Here is a 16751-nt window from a genome sequence, read left to right as displayed (position 1 = left end):
TGTGTATGCTGCCAGCGATGTCCAGCATAGCTGCTCCTGCCCCCGTTCCCGTTCCCATTCCCATTCCCGTTCCCAGCCGCATCCTGCCCGTGATCGTTCTGGCGCAATTCGCGGGCACCTCGCTGTGGTTTGCTGTCAACGCCGTCATGCCTGACTTGCAGCAGCAATGGGGCTGGCCTGCGTCGTCGCTCGGCACGCTCACCTCGGCCATCCAGCTCGGCTTCGTGGTGGGCACGCTCGTGTTTGCGCTGGCCATGATTGCCGACCGCTTCGCGCCACCGCGCGTGTTCCTGGTGTGTTCGCTGCTGGGCGCGTGCATGAATGCATTGACGCTGCTCGCGAATGGCGACATGGGCTTCTTGTTGGTGACGCGGTTCTGCGTCGGCTTCCTGCTCGCGGGCATTTACCCCGTGGGAATGAAGATTGCGGCGAGCTGGTATCGCGAACGGCTCGGTGCAGTGATGGGCGTGCTGATTGGCGCGCTGGTGCTCGGCACGGCGCTGCCGCATGGCCTGCGCGCGCTGGCAGGTGCCGCCAGCGTGGGCGGTGCCACTGGCCTGCATGCGCCCTGGGAGTGGGTGGTGGTCGGTGTTTCGCTGCTGGCGGCGGCGGGCGGGGTGGCAACGGCGTGGCTGGTGCCCGCCCACCCCGATGCAGCAGCGCACTCGACAACCCGCGCATCGCGCATCACGCCGCGCGCCTTGGGCCTCGTGTGGCACGACCGCAAGTTGCGCGCTTCCGTGTTCGGCTACTTCGGCCACATGTGGGAGCTGTACTCGTTCATCGTGCTGGCACCGCTGGTGTGTGCGACGCGCTTCGTCGGCAGCGAAGTGAGCGCAGCGGCCTTCTTTGCGATCGCCGCGGGATTTGTGGGATGCGTTGGCGGTGGCTTGCTTGCCAGGCGGCTGGGCAGCGCCGTCGTGGCCTATGTCCAGCTGGCGACCAGCGCAGCGTGCTGCGTTGCCGCGCCGTGGATGCTCGGTGCACCCACGGGTGTGTTCATCGCCTGGCTGCTGGTCTGGGGCGCGACGGTCGCGGGCGACTCGCCGCAGTTCTCAACACTCGCCGCGCAGAACGCGCCGCCCGCCGTCGTGGGCAGCGTGCTCACGTTCACGAACTGCATCGGCTTTGCGATTTCGATCGTGAGCATCGAACTGTTTGTGTGGGCCTCGGGCATCTGGGCGCTGGCGGACGTCTTGCCGTGGCTCGCCATCGGCCCGGTGCTGGGCCTGCTGATGCTGCGCCCGCTGCTTCAGGACCTGCCTGAGACGAGCACCGGCTTGTCGCGGTAAATCTCTGGCATCAGCGCCTTGAGATTGACGAGCTTGGGTGCATCGAACGTCACGATGTAGCCCGCATTCGGGTTGAGCGTGGCGTAGTCCTGGTGATAGGCCTCCGCCGGGTAGAACGCATCCAGCGGCGCGACCTGCGTGACGATGCGGGCCGGGTACACCTTGGCCGCATCCAGCTGCGCGATGTATTTTTGCGCGACCTGTTTTTGCGTGTCGCCGTTATAGAAGATCGCCGAGCGGTACTGTGTGCCCGAATCAGGCCCCTGCCTGTTGAGCTGCGTCGGATCGTGCGCCACCGAGAAGTAGATCTGCAGCAGCTTGCCGTAGCTGATCTTCTTCGGGTCGAAAGTCACCTGCACTGATTCGGCATGGCCCGTGCGACCGCTGCCGACCATCTGGTACTTGGCCGTGTCCCTGGTGCCGCCCGCATAGCCGGACACCGCATTCAGCACGCCGTTGGTGTGCTGGAACACGGCTTGCACGCCCCAGAAGCAGCCGCCTGCGAACACGGCCGTTTCAGTGGCTGCCACCCCTGCTGGGCTGTCTTGCGCGGGCGGCGGCAGGCGCACAGCCTTTTCGGCAGCGGTGCTGTTAGCCACCATCAGGCCGGCTGCAACGGCCACCGCGCCGGCAAAGCCCAGGAACTTGGTGGTCGAGAGGATGTTCATGCGTGGCTCCTGGTGTGAGAGGTGATTGTGGACCTGGCTGTCTGTCGTTGCTGCGGCCGGGGTCTTACACGCTTGCCCGCCTGCGTGGCGCGAACTACCATGCCCCATCAGCAGCCGGAGGCTTGCCATGCCGCAGCTCATCGCGTCCGTCGAAGGTGTCGAGATCAAGCACGTGTACCTGCAAAAGGACCGCACGACACTCGGCCGCAGCCCCGACAACGACATCGTGTTCGACAACATGGTGGTCAGCAGCCGTCACTGCGTGTTCGAGCTCAAGGGGCTGGCCGATGTGTACATCGAAGACCTGCGCAGCACCAACGGCACCTACATCAATGGCCAGATGGTGCGCAGGCAGAAGCTGCGTGATGGCGAGGTGATCGCCATCGGCAACTTCCGCATCCAGTTCCTGGAGGCGACCGAAAAGCCCAGCGGCTTTGGCGAGACGATGGCCTTCCAGCTCGAATCCGCCAAGCCTACGCATGCCGTGTTCCAGGTGCTGAGCGGATCGTCGGCGGGCCTGGAGATGCCGGTGGTCAAGGCCGTGACAACGTTCGGCAAGCCCGGCGTGTCGGTGGTGGCGGTTTCGCACCGGCGCGATGGCTACTACGTGGCCTGGCTGGACGGCACCAGCAGGCCGACGCTCAATGGCGACACGATCGGCGAGGACCCGGTGATGCTGTCCAACCACGACGTGCTCGAACTCGCGGGCAACCGGATGTTGTTTCGCATGGAATAATTGCCCGAACAGGCGGACCACACCACCATGAGTTTGATCAAGAAGATTTTTGGCGCAGGCTCGGGCAGCGGCAGCAGCGAGTCAAAATTGCCGCCGCCTTCGACGACGGATTCCGACAGCACCGCCAACGAGCGTGAAACGCCGCACATGCGTGCCGTTGCGCGCCGCGAGCTGGTCCACATGATCCTGCGCGAGACGATGCGCAAGCACGCCATCCCCAAAGACTGGATCACGGCACGCGTGTTGTCGGTCGAGTCGCGCGCACGCAAGGCCGGTGTGCATGTGCAGTTCATCGTGCACAAGGGCGACGACCAGCTCATGAGCTACGTCCACCAGTTCCAGGAAGGCTTCTGGCAGGAAGTCGAGAAGATGGACAAGACGGCCCGCCAGTGGATCTTCAGCCTGGCATGGCAGTTCGACGGCAAGTCGTCGCCCAATGCCCGGCCCATCCAGGTGGAGGCGCCGGCGCCATCGCTGGCTGCACAAGCCGAGATGGACGACACGATGCCCGAAGCCGGCGACACCATCCCGCACGACGAAGATGCAGTGGATCTGGAGTCGGACCTGGCTGCGTTGTATGCAGCGGTGAATGCGTCAGTGCCCGACAACGGCACGCCGCCCACGCAGGGGCGCTAACCCGGCGGCGCCAACCACGCGGCGCTGGCCAACAGCGCCTACAGCTTGGGAATGTGCAGCGTCTTGCTGATCATCAGGCTGCCGGACACCACGAAGAGCAGGGCAGCGAGATGAAGGCTCCACGGGCCAATCGCGTAAACACCACCCCATAGCGCATCGCCGACGCGGCCCTGCCACGCGCACACGGCGAGCAGGCCCGTGAGCACCACACTCGTGGGAATGGGCGTGCCTTCGAAATACTTCACCTTGTCGCCACCGCCCGAGAGCGATTCGGCTGTGACGTTGAAGCGCGCCAGACGGCTCACGCCGCAGCACACGAAGTAGATCAGCGCCGCCACGTCCCAGCCGCCGCGCATGCCGGCGGCAAAGCCAAGAGCGGCTGGTGCCACACCGAACGAAATCACGTCCGACAGCGAATCGAGTTCACGGCCGAGCGCAGAGTGCTGGTGCCGCGCCCGCGCGATCTTGCCGTCGAGCACATCGAAGATGAAGGCTGCGGGCGCGAGTGCCGCCGCCGCGTAGAAGTGGTCAATGCTGCCACTGGCCATGTACATCATCGCGAACAGCACGGCGCCCACGCCGCACGCGGCATTGCCGAGCGTGAAGAAGTCGGCGAGGTGGAATTCCCGGAGCATCGAGAAGTGGCGGCGTGCGTGGGGCTGATTCATCCGGCCCATCCTAGGCGCATTGCACGCCAGGTGCTGTCGGCGGTGGCCGACAAAAAAAAGGGGCCGAGAGCCCGCTGCAGAAAAAAAGGGGCCCGAGGGCCTGCTGCTGAAAAAAAAGGGGCCAGAAGGCCCCCTTGGAGAGTATGCAATGCAAGCGTGTGTGGATCAGCCGCCGGCCTTCAGGTACATCAGGAATTCCTTGAACTGCGCGTCGGTCATCATGTCGCCCGTCGCCTTCATCTTCTTGGCGTTCATCTCCCAGGCCATCGTCATCATGTCCATGAATTCCTTCTTGGACACCATGCCGTCCTTGTTCTTGTCGATCATCTTCATCGCCATGATTTCGGCGAAGGGGAAGTATTCGGCATTGGTGTGGCTGGCAGCGAAGGCGGGGGCCGACACCGAGAAGGCAGCGGCAATAGCGAGGGAAGAGGCAAGGGTCTTGAGGTTCATCGATCAATCTCCGTTAAGAAAGTTAAGGGCCCGAACACCGCTGCAACTCAAGTGATGTTCATGGTGCGCATGAGTCGCAGTGGGCTCGCGTCTCTTACACAACAGGCTGCAAAAAGTTTTTGATGCGCGGCCACACGATGCGTTCGAGCGACCACGCGCCCGGGCCGAAGATGGCGATGCCTGCCAGCAGGCTGCCCCACAGCGTGTGCTGCTGCAGTGCCACAGGAAGCACTTCCTGCAGCGACAGCACCGCCACGATATTCACGACCGACAACCCGAGCGCTGCAAAGCGCCCGCCCAGGCCAAGCACCAGCAGCACCGGCAACACCAGCTCGCCGGCAGTGCCAAGCGGCGCGGCAAGTGCAGGGGGCAGCAGCGGCACCTTGTATTCGTCGGCGAAGAGGGCGAGTGTGGTGTCCCAGTCGCGGATCTTCGTCAGGCCCGACAGGAAGAAGGCATGGCCGACATAAGCGCGTGCAGCGAGTGCCGCGAGCGGTTGCAGGCTATCGAGCGCCGCGCAGAGGTATTGCCACCATTGGAGCGGGTAGGCGAGCGCTTGGGCCAGGCGTGTGTTCATGTGTTCTCCATGGAATCGTTCAGAAGTGGTGCGGCGCCCGTGAGCAAGCCGCTTTGCACCGCACCGGCCAGCCAGGAGGGGAAGTCCAGGCCGGCGGCAGCGTCCAGTGAGTCGCCGAGCGAGCGCTTTTCTTGCAGTGCGCGCAGGAAATCTGCTTCACCAGGCGCGGCCGCGCGCAGTTGCGGTGCCAGGCCGCTGCGCCAGACCACCGCTGTCTGCGCCACATGGTCGCGCAGGTGCTGCGCTGCCAGCGCCATGGCAGATGCTTGCCCGCCATGCGCCTGGATGACGCTGACGACAGGGTGCGTGCTGTTCACGATGGCCGTGCCGGGCGCCAGGTGCAGCCCGATATCGCCCGGGTCGCATTCCGCGAGCAATGCGAGTGACTGCATGTCCACCGTGCTGTCGGCCGCCGTCGCGGCGCAGTGCAGCTGCCATTCAACGCGGGCCACATCGGCGAGATAGGGCGCATCGCGGCACAGCTGCGGCAGCGCCTCGATATGTGCGGGCAGGTGGCCGCCCCATTGGGCGACATCACCGCGCACGGGCGGGTCGCTGCGCCACAGCGTGCGGGCCAGCGCGTCGAAGTTGGCGTCGCCCACCAGTTGCGCCACGACCGGGAATGCGCCCTGCAATGCGCGGGCTGCCAGCGCATTGGCGTTCGTGCGGTAGGCCGTGATGCCACGCAGCGAGGTTGGCTGCGTGTCGATCGTTGCCGTGCTGGCTAGCCATGCAAACGCCTCGTCGTCGCGTGCGAGCCCGAGCGCCTTCAGGAGCGCCTGCTGCTGCACTGCAAGAGGCGTGTGCGTCATGGCGCCACGACCTCCAGCGTGTTCGAGCGTGCGCGCGCCGCTTCGGCCAGCAGCACTTCGAGTGCGGGCACCCCGGTGTCCCATTCGACGAGTGTCGCGGCGCCCTTGAATCTGTTGACGGCGTGCCGGTGCAGCTGCCACACGGCATCGCACACCAGGCTGCCGTGGTCGTCGATCACGATGTCGTCCATCACGCAGTGGCCGGCCACATGGATTTCGCTGTCGATGCCTTGGGGAATGCGGTCGAGCCACTGCATGCAGGCGGCGAGCGGGTCGATGTTGTCGCCAGCGAGTCTTGCATTCAGCGCATTCACGTAGATGTTGTTCACGTCGATGAGCAGGCCGCAGCCGGTTCGCAGCGCGAGTTCGGCGAGGAAATCGGTCTCGTCGCGATCGGAGCCGGCCATGCGTACATAGGCCGACAGGTTCTCGACCAGCAAGGGCCGGCGCAGCCGGTCTTGCACGCGCTGCACGTTCGCGCACATCACGTCGAGCGCTTCGGAATTGAAAGGGATGGGGAGCAGGTCAGCGGCATGCACGGTGTTGCCGGCGACCGGGCCGCGCGCAAAACAGGCGTGGTCGCTCACCCGCACGGGCTCGATGCGCTGCACGAGCTGCGCGAGCTGGTCGAGGTGCCAGTCGTCAATGCCGCATGCCGACCCCAGTGCGAGGCCGACGCCGTGCAGGCTGATTTCGTAGCGTTGCCTTGCGGCGAGAAGGACGGCAAGGGCAGCGCCGCCCTCGCCGAAAAAATTCTCGGAGTGCACTTCGATGAAGTCCAGCCCCGGCTGCTCTTGCAGCAGCTGCGCATAGTGCGCGTGGCGCCAGCCGATGCCTACAGGCTGCGTCATGGCGCGCGCGGCGGGCTGGTTCAGCCCTTCTTCGAATCGGCGGCGACCTTGGCCTTAGCCTGGTCGATGGTCAGGCCCTTGAGGGTGGCGCAGGTGCCGGCGGGAACGTACTTCCACTCGGCGACGTTGCCGTCGGTCTTGGACTGGCCGGCGCATGAGTGTGTGCCTGAAATGTTGGCGCAATCGTTCTGGCCTGCCTTGGTGATGCCAAAGCACTTTTCATGGCCGGCCTTCGGTGCGACGGGCTGGGCCAGTGCGGCGGTGGACAGCAGGGCGAGGGCGGCTGCGGCGACGATGGCTCGTTGATTCATGGGGTTCTCCGTTCAAGCTAGGTTGGGTGTCGATGGAAACCAGCGACATGCTGGTGATGCTTCGTCTGGCGGCGCGGCAACTTCTTACAGCGCAGCGCCAGATTCAAAGCAGGTCAGAAATCTTGTCCCAGGCCTCGGCCGGGATCCGTCCATGGAAGCGCAGCACGATGCGGCCAGCCTTGTCGATGACGTAGGTGGCGGGCAGCATGGTTTGAGCGCCGAAGTTGTCCTGGTAGCCCGGCTCGCCCGTCCACAGCTGCGGGAAGCGTTGCTCCTTGGCGACGACGCGCGCGATGATCTTCTCGTACGCCTGCACGTCTTCCTTGCGCCTGTCGGTGCTTACCAGCACCAGCTCGAACGGCTGGCCCTTCCAGCCTTCGTAGTTCTGGCGCAACTCGGGCATTTTGTCGCGGCAGACGGCGCAGTCGGTGTTCCAGAACATGACCAGCACCACCTTGCCTTTCAACGCCGACAGCCGGAACGGCGCGCCCTCCAGCGTGCGTGACTGGATGGCGGGGGCTGCGGGCTCGGGCTGCGTGGCGGGGGGTGCGGCCAGGGCACCGGGCGCAGCAGCCGTCAGGCAGGCAGTCAGGAGGAGGCCGGTGAGTGCGTGGGTCTTCATGCCGCCTTAGTCGTGTGAGATGATTTCCTCTTACACATGCACGCCATGACGATCGAACACCAACTGGCCGAGCACCGGACTTATCTGGTGCGCTACGCCATGCTGCAGCTGCGCAACGAGGCCTGGGCTGAAGACGCCGTGTCCGAAACCCTGCTGGCCGCCTTGTCGAAGCCGCAGTCGTTTGGCAGCCGCAGCCAGCTCAAGACCTGGCTGGTCGGCATCCTCAAGCACAAAGTCATCGACGTCTTGCGTGAGCGCAAGCGCGAGGTGTGCCTGCAGTTTGACGGCGGCGACGGCAGCGAGGAGCTGGAGGCCCTGATCTTCAAGGCGGACGGTCACTTTGCGTCGCAGCCGTCTGACTGGGGCAACCCCGAGCAGGAGCTCGAGTCGCAGCAATTCTTTGCCATGCTCGAGGCCTGCGCGCAAAAGCTGCCGCCGGCGCTGGCCCGCGTGTTCCTGATGCGCGAATGGCTGGAGCTGCCCTGCGAGCAGATCTGCAGCGAGCTCGAACTCACGCCCACCAACCTGTATGTGCAGCTGCACCGCGCGCGCCTGCGACTGAGGGAATGCGTGGACATCAACTGGTTTGGCAACCAGCAGAATGCATCATGAGCCTTGACCTGACCTGCAAGGAAGTAGCCGCACTGCTCATCGCGCAGGAAGACCGCGAGCTGCCTGCCGCCGAACGTGTCGCGCTGCGCCTGCACATGACCATTTGCAGGACCTGCCCGAAGTTTGAGGCGCAGCTGCTGACCATGCGAAACGCCTTCAAGCGCTGGCGCGGGTACACGGGCGAGTAGACGAGAGGCGCCTGCCAGGCGGTTAGACTTCAAGCGGGTGTCCGTGCCAACCCGGCGCGACAGGTTCATGCGCTGGTCGGGCCGCCACGCGGAGAATTCGCGACCATGTTCCCGCTCACCGCAGACACCATGCAAATCATCGCCGCCGCCATCTTTGCGGTCGCGCTCATCCACACCTTCACCGTCAAGCAGTTCGAAAGACTCTCGGCGCGCTTTCCCAGGCATGCCGGTGCGTTCCACCTGCTTGGCGAAGTGGAGGTTGTCTTCGGCTTCTGGGCGATCGTGCTGGTGCTGCTCATGGCGCTCATCCAGGACGGTGCCAGCGCGCTCACCTACGCCGAGTCACGCAACTACACCGAGCCGCTTTTCGTGTTTGTGGTGATGGTGGTGGCCGGCACGCGGCCCATCTTGCAGGCCGTGCAGCAGAGTGTTGATTTCATCGCGCGCGTGGCGCCCGTGCGCTCGGTGCTTGCCAGCACCTGGCTGAGCTTTGCCGCCATTCCCTTGCTCGGTTCATTGATCACAGAGCCCGCTGCCATGACCATCGCTGCGCTGATGCTCGCGCCCCGCGTGTTCCGCGCGGGCGTGCCCGAGCCGCTCAAGTACTTTGGCCTGGGCGTGTTGTTCGTCAACGTCTCCATTGGCGGAACGCTGACGTCATTCGCCGCGCCGCCCGTATTGATGGTGGCCGACGCGTGGAGCTGGAATTCCGCCTTCATGGCCAAAACCTTCGGCTGGAAGGCCGCGCTGGCCGTGTTGGTCAATGCGACTGCCGCCGTCGTGCTGCTGCGCAAACACCTGGCCGATGACGTTGCCCCCGCGTCGCCAGATGAACGGCTTTGTACGGTGCCCAAGACCATCATTGCAATCCACATTGCATTCCTGGCGGCCGTGGTGCTGCTGGCCCACCACCCCGTCGCATTTCTCGCGCTGTTCCTGATGTTCCTCGGCTTCACGCAAGCGTACGAGCGTCACCAGGACACCTTGATCCTCAAGGAAGCATTGCTGGTGGCCTTCTTCCTGGCAGGGCTGGTGGTCATCGGCGGGATGCAGCAGTGGTGGCTGGAGCCCATCGTCTCGCGCATGTCCGCCGGGGTGCTGTTTTTCGGCGCGGCGGCGCTCACGGCCGTGACGGACAACGCGGCGCTCACGTACCTCGGCTCGCTGGTCAAGGGCATTTCCGACGAGGCCAAGTACAGCCTGGTGGCGGGTGCAGTGGCTGGCGGCGGCTTGACGGTGATTGCGAATGCGCCGAATCCTGCCGGCGTGGCCTTGCTGCGATCGGGCTTTGACGACGGCACGATCGGCGCGGGTGGATTGCTGCTCGGTGCGATGGCACCCACGGCGGTGGCGTTGGCTGCGTTCTGGATGCTCTGACAGAATAATTTGCTCGCGCCTGTCGAAACGGGCTTGTCGCCAAACGTCATTGGTTCAGCGGCGCATGTGCGTCGCATCAACCCACTACGGAGTTCGAAATGCAATACCTGTTGATGATCTACAGCGAAGAAGCCGCCGAAATGAAGGCGACACCCGAGCAAATCACGCAGACGATGGTCGCTTACCGCGCCTACACCGAGGCCCTGCGAAAGGCAGGTGCCCTCGTGGCATCGGACCGCCTCAAGCCCACGTCCACGGCCACCACCGTGCATGTGGCCAACGGCAAGACCGAAGTGCTCAATGGCCCCTATGCAGAGACGCGGGAGCAGCTGGGCGGCTATTACCAGATCGAAGCGAAAGACCTGGATGAAGCGCTCTCGTGGGCCGCGCGCTGCCCGGGCGCGACGGGCGGCAAGATCGAAGTGCGGCCGATCTGGTCGATGACCTGAAGCCGATGGAGGGCGCGGCCATGATGGCGCAGCAAGCTGCCGAGGCCGCGGCCCGCCGCAGTTACGGCAAGCTCGTCGCTTTTCTGGCTGCCCGCACGCGCGATGTGGCCGGCGCTGAAGATGCGCTGGCCGATGCCTTCGCGAGTGCGCTCGAGGCCTGGCCCGCACGCGGCATCCCCGACAACCCCGAGGCCTGGCTGCTCACGGCAGCGCGCCGCCGCCTCATTGACGAGTCGCGCAAGCGCAAGACGGCTGAAGGCGCGGGCGAGCATTTGTTGCTGCTTGAAGAACTTGCGAGTAGCGACGACGAAGCCGACGCCATCCCTGACGACCGGCTTGCCCTGATGTTTGCCTGCGCCCATCCGGCCATCGACGCCGGCATGCGTGCACCCTTGATGCTGCAGACCATCCTGGGCTTTGATGCTGCCGCGATTGGTTCGGCCTTTCTCGTGGCGCCGTCGACGATGGGCCAGCGGCTCGTGCGCGCGAAGGCCCGCATCCGGCAGGCGGGCATTCCGTTTCGCATACCGGCGCAGGAAGAACTCGCGGCCCGGCTCGACGCCGTGCTCAACGCGATCTACGCCGCTTACGCCGAAGGCTGGGTTGACGCGGCCGGCACCGACGTGCGCCGCCGCAACCTGGCGCAAGAAGCGATCTGGCTGGGGCGGCTGGTGGCGTCGCTCTTGCCGCAGTCCGCAGAGGCGCTGGGGCTGCTGTCGCTGATGCTGCATTCGCATGCGCGGCGCAAAGCAAGGCGTGCTGCTGACGGCGCCTATGTGCCGCTGGCCGAACAGGACACGGCGCTGTGGGATGCTGCGTTGATGGACGAAGCGGAAGCTGCGTTGCAGCAGGCGAGCCGGATGAACACCATCGGGCGCTTCCAGCTTGAAGCTGCAGTGCAATCGGCGCATGCCGTGCGCAGGATGTCTGGCAGCACCGACTGGGCTGCGATTGAAAGCCTGTATGAAGCCCTGGCGACGATGAGCGATTCACCCGTGGTGCAGATCAACCGCGCCGTTGCGCTGGCGCATACCCAAGGGCCGCAGGCAGGCCTTGCCTTGCTGGATTCGCTGGCGGGTGATGCGCGGCTGGCTGACTACCAGCCGTACTGGGCCGCGCGCGCGGGGCTGCTGGCGCAGATGGGCGCGAAGGATCAGGCCGATGCGGCGTATGAGCGCGCGAGCGGGTTGGAGAGAGACGAGGCGGTGCGGCGGTTTTTGCAGGGGAGGCGGGCGGCGCTTGGGACGGTTACTTAGAATGCTCCACGCTTATGGCATGACTCGCCTGTTGGCCGCATTCAGCGTTGCGATCACGGTCTTTCGAAATACAACAGCAGCAGTAAGGGGGCGCAGATGGCAACGGTGACGGGTACTGAGGGACAGGACACACTGGTCGGAACGGACGCGAGCGATGTCGTCAATGGCCTCGGCGGTAACGACGCGCTATCTGGCGGTGGCGCCAATGACTCCCTGAGCGGCGGTGACGGCGCCGACACTTTGGCGGGCGGGGCTGGAGCTGACACGCTCGATGGTGGCGCGGGCAACGACGCGCTCTATTCCCACGCACCCAGCGCCGAAGGCCTGCCCATGCCGGGCTATGCCGGACCCGCCGATGGCAGCGTCGACAGGGGTACAGATGCCGATGTTTTGACAGCGGGCGCAGGGGATGACGCCCTTGTTGCTGGCTGGAAGGACAAGGTCGATGGCGGTGCAGGCATCGACACGCTCTATATCTCGTTTGCCGGCGCCACGTCCGGCGTCAACGCAGATTTCAGGCCACTGCTGAACAACGGCGTTCCTGTCCCTGAAGGCATCACGATTGCCGGAGCGGTCATCGTCAACATCGAGGCGGTGGTATGGGTTGAAGGCAGCAACTACGCTGACCTTCTGGTGCCCGTCGATTTTGGATACGCGCCGTCATTCGGCGATATCTATGGCCTGGGCGGTGACGACACAATCGTCAGCAACGACCACACACGCTATGTGTCCGGAGGGACCGGAAATGATCTGATCGACGCGCGTGCTGGCGGCGCCTGGGACATTTCTGGTGATGACGGAGCCGACACGATTTACGGCGGCAACTATGCACAAAACATCAATGGAGGCGCCGGGGACGACGAGATTCAGGGCGGTCTGATCAATGGTCGCTACAACGGCGGAACAGGCAACGATGTCCTGCTTGGCGGCGCAAGTGCAGATGATGTTTTGCACGGAGACGACGGCGACGACACGATATATGGTGGCGCAGGTGGCGATTTCCTCCATGGAGACGCCGGCGCAGACCTGATCTACGGCGACTCGCGCGGCTCAGGGTTGCCGACCGCGGCGGGTGATGCGGGCGACGATTGGCTACTTGGCGGCGCGGGCAACGACACCCTCTACGGTGAGTTCGGCAACGACACATTCGAGCCGGGCGAAGGCGACGACTCCATGGAAGGCGGCGCCGGTAACGACACCGTGCGGCTTGCCGGCAACGCGCCCGACTACGCTGTCGTCTACAACGCGGCAAACCAGCACTTCACCATTTCCGACACTGTCGCCGGCAGGGGCGGCGTGGACGTTGCTGGTGGCGTGGAGTTGTTCGTGTTTGCCGACAGTACGTGGGCAGCTGAAGACTTCATCGCGGGGCGCGCTGCACCGACAGCAGGAAACGACTCGGTGCTGGCCGGCTCCGGCAACGATAGCCTTTACGGCGGCTTTGGCCACGATACGCTGGCCGGCGGTGCGGGCGCCGATACGCTGACCGGCGGCCCTGGAATTGACTATCTCTATTCGGCTGCCATTTCGCCAGCGTGGCGCGAGTCCCACTATCCCTTTCTGGATGCAACCGAGCCGGTGCTCGATACCGGCGCAGAGGTAGACGTGATCGATGGGGGCGCAGATCCGGACGTCATTTTCGGCGGCTACGGCGACAAGATCGACGGCGGCATGGGTGAAGACATTCTGCTTGTCAGCTTCATGGGTGCCACCTCAGGCGTCAACGCGGATTTCCGGCCGTTACTCACTCAAGCGTCAATACAGATCGGCACCGGCACGATCGCCAACATCGAAGGCATCGCGTGGCTGGAAGGCAGCAACTACGACGACGTACTCGCGCCGATCGATACCAATTACGCTAACGGTCCGATCTATGGTCGCGGCGGCAACGATCTCATCATTGCCGCCTACCTGACCGCCGACATCTTCGCCGGTGATGGCAACGATACGGTCGACTGCTCCGCAAGCTATTACACCAACGCCATCTGGGGCGAACAGGGGAACGATCACATCATCGGCGGGCATGCGATGGAGCAGCTTTTCGGAGGCATTGGCAACGACAGCCTCGAAGGGCATTTCAGCAACGACATGCTGTATGGAGGCGATGGGGTCGACACGCTCGATGGTGGCCCTGGAAGCGACCTGCTTACCGGTGATGCGGGCGATGACCTCCTTTATGGTGCGGCCGAGCGCGACACGCTCGAAGGCGGCGATGGAAACGACACGCTTCACGGCGATGCGAGCCCGATCTCCGAGGAGAGCGGTGAGTCCCCGAATCACTTCGAAGACACCCTGATTGGTGGCGCTGGTGACGATGACCTGTATGGCGAGAAGGGGGACGATCTTCTGTTTGGCGGCCAAGGCGATGACTTGATCAATGGGGGGGCTGGCGTTGACGTCGCCTACTACCTTGGCAACCGCTCTGAATACACGTGTACCTACGACAAGGTGACGGGCATTGTCCTGATCGCCGACTCATTCATCAATGGCGATGGCGTCGATGCTGTTGTCGGAGTGGAGTTGTTTTCCTTCAGCGATGGGGTCTGGTCGCTTGACGACATCGTGAACAAGCGCAGCGCGCCCACGGGCGGTGATGAAACCTATGTCGGCGGCCCGGGCAACGACAGCATATTTGCAGGCGCTGGCGATGACCTGCTCATGGGCATGGCAGGTGCCGACACGCTGGACGGCGGCACCGGTGACGACTGGATTTTCAGCAATGAACTGCTGACATGGGGTTTCCATACGGTTGTCGAGTACGCATATGGCGTGGTCTATCCAGAGGTTGTGCCGGAGCTCGACACGGCAACCGAGGCCGATTCGATCATGGGCGGTGACGGCGACGATTCAATCTTTGGCGGATGGGGCGATCACATTGACGGCGGCGCTGGCACGGATGGCGTCTATTTGAGTTTCCAGGGCGCGACGACTGGTGTTGTGGCGGACTTCCGGGCACTAAACGGTGGCGCTGCCACCGTTGCGGTCGGCCCCACTCTTATCACCAATGTCGAAAGCGTCAGCTGGCTGCAGGGCAGCGAGTTCGCGGACTTTCTTGCGCCATTCAGCGCAGGCTCAGTTGGCGGCCAAATATCGCCCGATGGCCGCACCTCATTCGCACCGACGCACGGCGGTGGTGGCAATGACACGATCTACGGCTCGTATTACAGCGGCCCGATGTACGGCGACGCCGGGGATGACCTCATCGACGGCTCGCTCACCGGGTACCAGCCTCACCTTCATGGTGGAACTGGCAACGACACACTCATCGGCGGCTTGGGTGCGCAGGCGATGTATGGAGACGAAGGTGACGACGTCCTCATTGCAACGAACAAGCCAGAGGCGCCGTCTTGGTCGTGGATCTTCGGCGGCGACGGCAACGATGCGTTGCACGGCGCGGACGGCGATGAGACGCTCGATGGCGGCGAGGGTAACGACACGCTCGACGGCGGCAAAGGAATTGATGTTGCGCGCTATGAAACCGAAACCGATGCGCTGGATGTCAACCTTGCGCTCGGTAGCGCTTCAGGTGGCGCCGGCAGTGACGTGCTAATCAACATCGAGAGCGTTTGGGGCGGGTCCGGCTCGGATCTGCTGACAGGCGACGAAGGCCCCAACCGCATCGAAGGCAATGCTGGCAGCGACACGATTGAAGGCGGTGGCGGCGACGACTTTCTCGATGGCAGCCTGTATCCGTCCGAAGATGACTGGGTCGTCTACACGCATGCGAGTGGACCGGTCCTCGTCGAACTCTATGCCCTGCGCGCCAGCGGGTCTGCGGGGCAAGATACGCTCTACGACTTCAATCATGTGGGTGGTTCAGCGTTCAACGACACACTGATCGGCGACGATGGCTGGAACCGCATCGACGGCGGCACGGGCAACGACAGCCTGAACGGACGCCATGGCCGCGATACCCTCATGGGCGGAATTGGCAACGACACGCTTGAAGGCGGCCTCTTCAACGACTCAATCGATGGCGGTGACGGTAACGATGTTGCCGTTTTCACCTATTACCGGCTGGAGTACGACGTCACCTACGACAACGTGGTGCAGGCGTGGATAGTCACGGACCTTACTCCCGATCGCGACGGACAGGACACGGTGACCGGCGTCGAGTCTTTCAGCTTTGCAGGAGAACTCGTTGCGGTCGCTGACGCGCCCGCTGTGAAAGCCACAACTGGCGCGGATGTCTACGTTGGTACGAGCGGTGCCAATCATTTCAACGGTTTGGGCGGCGCGGACACGCTCTCTGGCGCAGCAGGAAACGATACGCTTGAAGGCGCGGGTGGTGATGACCGTTTGTCCGGCGATGGCGGAAACGACAGCCTAGTCGGCGGACCGGGCCTGGATGTCGCCGTATTCACGGGTGGCGCTTCAGCACATGTCATCACGTTCGATAGTGTGTTGGGTTCATGGAGTGTTTCAGCAACGACAGGGCCAGACGGCACGGATTCGCTCGCCTCGATCGAGCGCCTGGAGTTCCAGGATTTCAGTGTTGCGCTTGACCTGGACGGCAACGCAGGCGTTGTTGCGCTTCTGATCGGGACTGTTTTCGGTGAACCGTTCCTGTCGAGCAAGTCGCTTGTGGGCATAGCGCTGGACTATCTCGATCATGGTGGCAGTGAACTCGCGCTTGTGCAGGCTGCGCTCGACTACTGGATCGGACCCAACGCTTCGAATTCGGCGTACGTCGAAACCGTGTACAGCAACCTATTTGGCAGCCCACCCGCCGCCCAGGATCGCGAATACCTTCTGGGGCTGCTCGATGCACACGTTCTCACGCAAGTGCAAATGACGGAAATCGCCATGCACACGACCTACAGCGAGGCCAACATCGGCTATGCCGGTTTGCAGGAAAGCGGCTTGGCGTATTCCCCATTCTGAATTGCCCCGCCGCCCCAAACCCCACTACCACGTCTACGTCGTCCTCCTCGGCGACGAGGTATGGAACTCCGCGCGTTTTCGCCGCGCCAACCCGGACTATCAACTCGGCCAGCCCTTCCTCTATGTCGGCATGACGGGGCTCGACCCTGACATCCGCTTCGACAAGCACAAGGCCGGCATCCAGGCGAACACGTTTGTGCGGGACTACGGCGTGCGGCTTTTGCCCCACCTGTACGAGGCCTACAACCCGATGGCCTACGATGCTGCCAAAGCGATGGAAGTGGAACTGGGCATCGCACTGCGCAAGAAGGGGTTCGGCGTGTGGCAGGCCTGAACGGCACGCCGCACGAACGAGCCTC

The 16751-nt window shown here is 63.9% G+C and carries 18 protein-coding genes; 10 read left to right on the top strand and 8 right to left on the bottom strand.

Annotated elements, in window-relative coordinates:
• The first annotated feature begins 17 nt into the window (after nucleotides 1-17).
• Nucleotides 18-1292, top strand: coding sequence for an MFS transporter (locus GHT07_RS13040; protein WP_153585523.1), 1275 nt, complete (start codon nucleotides 18-20; stop codon nucleotides 1290-1292).
• Here the strand turns inward: GHT07_RS13040 and msrA are convergent.
• Entirely contained in the window at nucleotides 1253-1960 is a 708-nt protein-coding gene (msrA, locus tag GHT07_RS13035; RefSeq protein ID WP_153585522.1) for a peptide-methionine (S)-S-oxide reductase MsrA, read from the bottom strand. The genes GHT07_RS13040 and msrA overlap by 40 nt on opposite strands.
• A gap of 127 nt (nucleotides 1961-2087) precedes the next feature.
• On the opposite strand from msrA, the gene GHT07_RS13030 reads away from it, so the two are divergent.
• Both GHT07_RS13030 and GHT07_RS13025 read left to right on the top strand, forming a co-directional pair.
• Nucleotides 2088-2696 carry an FHA domain-containing protein gene (locus tag GHT07_RS13030; protein ID WP_153585521.1) on the top strand — a complete coding sequence of 203 codons (609 nt, stop codon included), beginning with the start codon at nucleotides 2088-2090 and terminating at the stop codon, nucleotides 2694-2696.
• Nucleotides 2697-2723: 27 nt separating this feature from the next.
• A complete protein-coding gene (locus GHT07_RS13025) occupies nucleotides 2724-3332 on the top strand; it encodes a hypothetical protein (RefSeq protein WP_153585520.1) in 609 nt (202 codons plus the stop codon).
• Between the two features lie 38 nt (nucleotides 3333-3370).
• On the opposite strand, the gene GHT07_RS13020 is transcribed toward GHT07_RS13025, so the two are convergent.
• The 7 genes from GHT07_RS13020 to GHT07_RS12990 all read right to left on the bottom strand — a co-directional run bounded on the left by GHT07_RS13020 (nucleotide 3371) and on the right by GHT07_RS12990 (nucleotide 7626).
• The gene (locus GHT07_RS13020; RefSeq protein ID WP_153585519.1) at nucleotides 3371-4000 is read right to left on the bottom strand and encodes a CDP-alcohol phosphatidyltransferase family protein; all 630 of its coding nucleotides are present in this window, start codon (nucleotides 3998-4000) and stop codon (nucleotides 3371-3373) included.
• A gap of 165 nt (nucleotides 4001-4165) precedes the next feature.
• Nucleotides 4166-4453, bottom strand: coding sequence for an EF-hand domain-containing protein (locus GHT07_RS13015; protein WP_153585518.1), 288 nt, complete (start codon nucleotides 4451-4453; stop codon nucleotides 4166-4168).
• A gap of 94 nt (nucleotides 4454-4547) precedes the next feature.
• Complete coding sequence (locus tag GHT07_RS13010) at nucleotides 4548-5030, bottom strand: DoxX family protein (RefSeq protein WP_153585517.1); 483 nt, start codon at nucleotides 5028-5030, stop codon at nucleotides 4548-4550.
• The gene (locus GHT07_RS13005) at nucleotides 5027-5842 is read right to left on the bottom strand and encodes an HvfC/BufC family peptide modification chaperone (protein WP_194792926.1); all 816 of its coding nucleotides are present in this window, start codon (nucleotides 5840-5842) and stop codon (nucleotides 5027-5029) included. The genes GHT07_RS13010 and GHT07_RS13005 overlap by 4 nt, the downstream gene beginning before the upstream one ends.
• Nucleotides 5839-6693, bottom strand: coding sequence for a DUF692 domain-containing protein (locus GHT07_RS13000; RefSeq protein ID WP_153585515.1), 855 nt, complete (start codon nucleotides 6691-6693; stop codon nucleotides 5839-5841). Before GHT07_RS13000 ends, GHT07_RS13005 begins: the two co-directional genes overlap by 4 nt.
• 20 nt (nucleotides 6694-6713) lie before the next feature.
• The gene (locus GHT07_RS12995; protein ID WP_153585514.1) at nucleotides 6714-7004 is read right to left on the bottom strand and encodes a BufA1 family periplasmic bufferin-type metallophore; all 291 of its coding nucleotides are present in this window, start codon (nucleotides 7002-7004) and stop codon (nucleotides 6714-6716) included.
• A 103-nt stretch (nucleotides 7005-7107) separates the two neighbouring features.
• Entirely contained in the window at nucleotides 7108-7626 is a 519-nt protein-coding gene (locus GHT07_RS12990; RefSeq protein ID WP_153585513.1) for a peroxiredoxin family protein, read from the bottom strand.
• Nucleotides 7627-7662: 36 nt separating this feature from the next.
• Between GHT07_RS12990 and GHT07_RS12985 the strand changes: the two genes are divergently transcribed.
• From GHT07_RS12985 to GHT07_RS12955, 7 genes are all read left to right on the top strand, one after another.
• The gene (locus GHT07_RS12985; RefSeq protein ID WP_153585512.1) at nucleotides 7663-8238 is read left to right on the top strand and encodes a sigma-70 family RNA polymerase sigma factor; all 576 of its coding nucleotides are present in this window, start codon (nucleotides 7663-7665) and stop codon (nucleotides 8236-8238) included.
• Nucleotides 8235-8426, top strand: coding sequence for a zf-HC2 domain-containing protein (locus GHT07_RS12980; RefSeq protein ID WP_153585511.1), 192 nt, complete (start codon nucleotides 8235-8237; stop codon nucleotides 8424-8426). The genes GHT07_RS12985 and GHT07_RS12980 overlap by 4 nt, the downstream gene beginning before the upstream one ends.
• 105 nt (nucleotides 8427-8531) lie before the next feature.
• Nucleotides 8532-9803, top strand: a complete 1272-nt coding sequence (locus tag GHT07_RS12975; RefSeq protein ID WP_153585510.1) for a putative Na+/H+ antiporter — start codon at nucleotides 8532-8534, stop codon at nucleotides 9801-9803.
• Between the two features lie 98 nt (nucleotides 9804-9901).
• The gene (locus tag GHT07_RS12970) at nucleotides 9902-10252 is read left to right on the top strand and encodes a YciI family protein (RefSeq protein ID WP_153585509.1); all 351 of its coding nucleotides are present in this window, start codon (nucleotides 9902-9904) and stop codon (nucleotides 10250-10252) included.
• Nucleotides 10183-11508 (top strand): RNA polymerase sigma factor, encoded by a 1326-nt coding sequence (locus tag GHT07_RS12965; RefSeq protein ID WP_323740923.1) that lies wholly within the window; start codon nucleotides 10183-10185, stop codon nucleotides 11506-11508. The genes GHT07_RS12970 and GHT07_RS12965 overlap by 70 nt, the downstream gene beginning before the upstream one ends.
• A 96-nt stretch (nucleotides 11509-11604) precedes the next feature.
• Complete coding sequence (locus GHT07_RS12960; protein ID WP_153585507.1) at nucleotides 11605-16392, top strand: calcium-binding protein; 4788 nt, start codon at nucleotides 11605-11607, stop codon at nucleotides 16390-16392.
• Entirely contained in the window at nucleotides 16349-16726 is a 378-nt protein-coding gene (locus GHT07_RS12955) for a hypothetical protein (RefSeq protein ID WP_194792925.1), read from the top strand. Before GHT07_RS12960 ends, GHT07_RS12955 begins: the two co-directional genes overlap by 44 nt.
• Nucleotides 16727-16751: the final 25 nt, after the last annotated feature.

The organism is Caenimonas koreensis DSM 17982 (assembly GCF_009646335.1).
GTDB lineage: Bacteria > Pseudomonadota > Gammaproteobacteria > Burkholderiales > Burkholderiaceae_C > Ramlibacter > Ramlibacter koreensis.
Note: the sequence above shows the minus strand (reverse complement) of the source record. Positions and strands in the feature narration are given on the sequence as shown.

Excerpts from the sequence above, each read along its gene's own strand:
- GHT07_RS12970 (WP_153585509.1), top strand. The coding sequence starts at position 9,902 with ATGCAATACCTGTTGATGATCTACAGCGAAGAAGCCGCCGAAATGAAG.
- GHT07_RS12985 (WP_153585512.1), top strand. The coding sequence starts at position 7,663 with ATGCACGCCATGACGATCGAACACCAACTGGCCGAGCACCGGACTTAT.
- GHT07_RS12960 (WP_153585507.1), top strand. The coding sequence starts at position 11,605 with ATGGCAACGGTGACGGGTACTGAGGGACAGGACACACTGGTCGGAACG.
- GHT07_RS12990 (WP_153585513.1), bottom strand. The coding sequence starts at position 7,626 with ATGAAGACCCACGCACTCACCGGCCTCCTCCTGACTGCCTGCCTGACG.
- GHT07_RS13010 (WP_153585517.1), bottom strand. The coding sequence starts at position 5,030 with ATGAACACACGCCTGGCCCAAGCGCTCGCCTACCCGCTCCAATGGTGG.
- GHT07_RS12995 (WP_153585514.1), bottom strand. The coding sequence starts at position 7,004 with ATGAATCAACGAGCCATCGTCGCCGCAGCCGCCCTCGCCCTGCTGTCC.
- GHT07_RS12975 (WP_153585510.1), top strand. The coding sequence starts at position 8,532 with ATGTTCCCGCTCACCGCAGACACCATGCAAATCATCGCCGCCGCCATC.
- GHT07_RS12955 (WP_194792925.1), top strand. The coding sequence starts at position 16,349 with ATGCCGGTTTGCAGGAAAGCGGCTTGGCGTATTCCCCATTCTGAATTG.
- GHT07_RS13015 (WP_153585518.1), bottom strand. The coding sequence starts at position 4,453 with ATGAACCTCAAGACCCTTGCCTCTTCCCTCGCTATTGCCGCTGCCTTC.
- GHT07_RS13000 (WP_153585515.1), bottom strand. The coding sequence starts at position 6,693 with ATGACGCAGCCTGTAGGCATCGGCTGGCGCCACGCGCACTATGCGCAG.
- GHT07_RS13005 (WP_194792926.1), bottom strand. The coding sequence starts at position 5,842 with ATGACGCACACGCCTCTTGCAGTGCAGCAGCAGGCGCTCCTGAAGGCG.
- GHT07_RS12980 (WP_153585511.1), top strand. The coding sequence starts at position 8,235 with ATGAGCCTTGACCTGACCTGCAAGGAAGTAGCCGCACTGCTCATCGCG.
- GHT07_RS13040 (WP_153585523.1), top strand. The coding sequence starts at position 18 with ATGTCCAGCATAGCTGCTCCTGCCCCCGTTCCCGTTCCCATTCCCATT.
- GHT07_RS13020 (WP_153585519.1), bottom strand. The coding sequence starts at position 4,000 with ATGAATCAGCCCCACGCACGCCGCCACTTCTCGATGCTCCGGGAATTC.
- GHT07_RS13025 (WP_153585520.1), top strand. The coding sequence starts at position 2,724 with ATGAGTTTGATCAAGAAGATTTTTGGCGCAGGCTCGGGCAGCGGCAGC.
- msrA (WP_153585522.1), bottom strand. The coding sequence starts at position 1,960 with ATGAACATCCTCTCGACCACCAAGTTCCTGGGCTTTGCCGGCGCGGTG.
- GHT07_RS13030 (WP_153585521.1), top strand. The coding sequence starts at position 2,088 with ATGCCGCAGCTCATCGCGTCCGTCGAAGGTGTCGAGATCAAGCACGTG.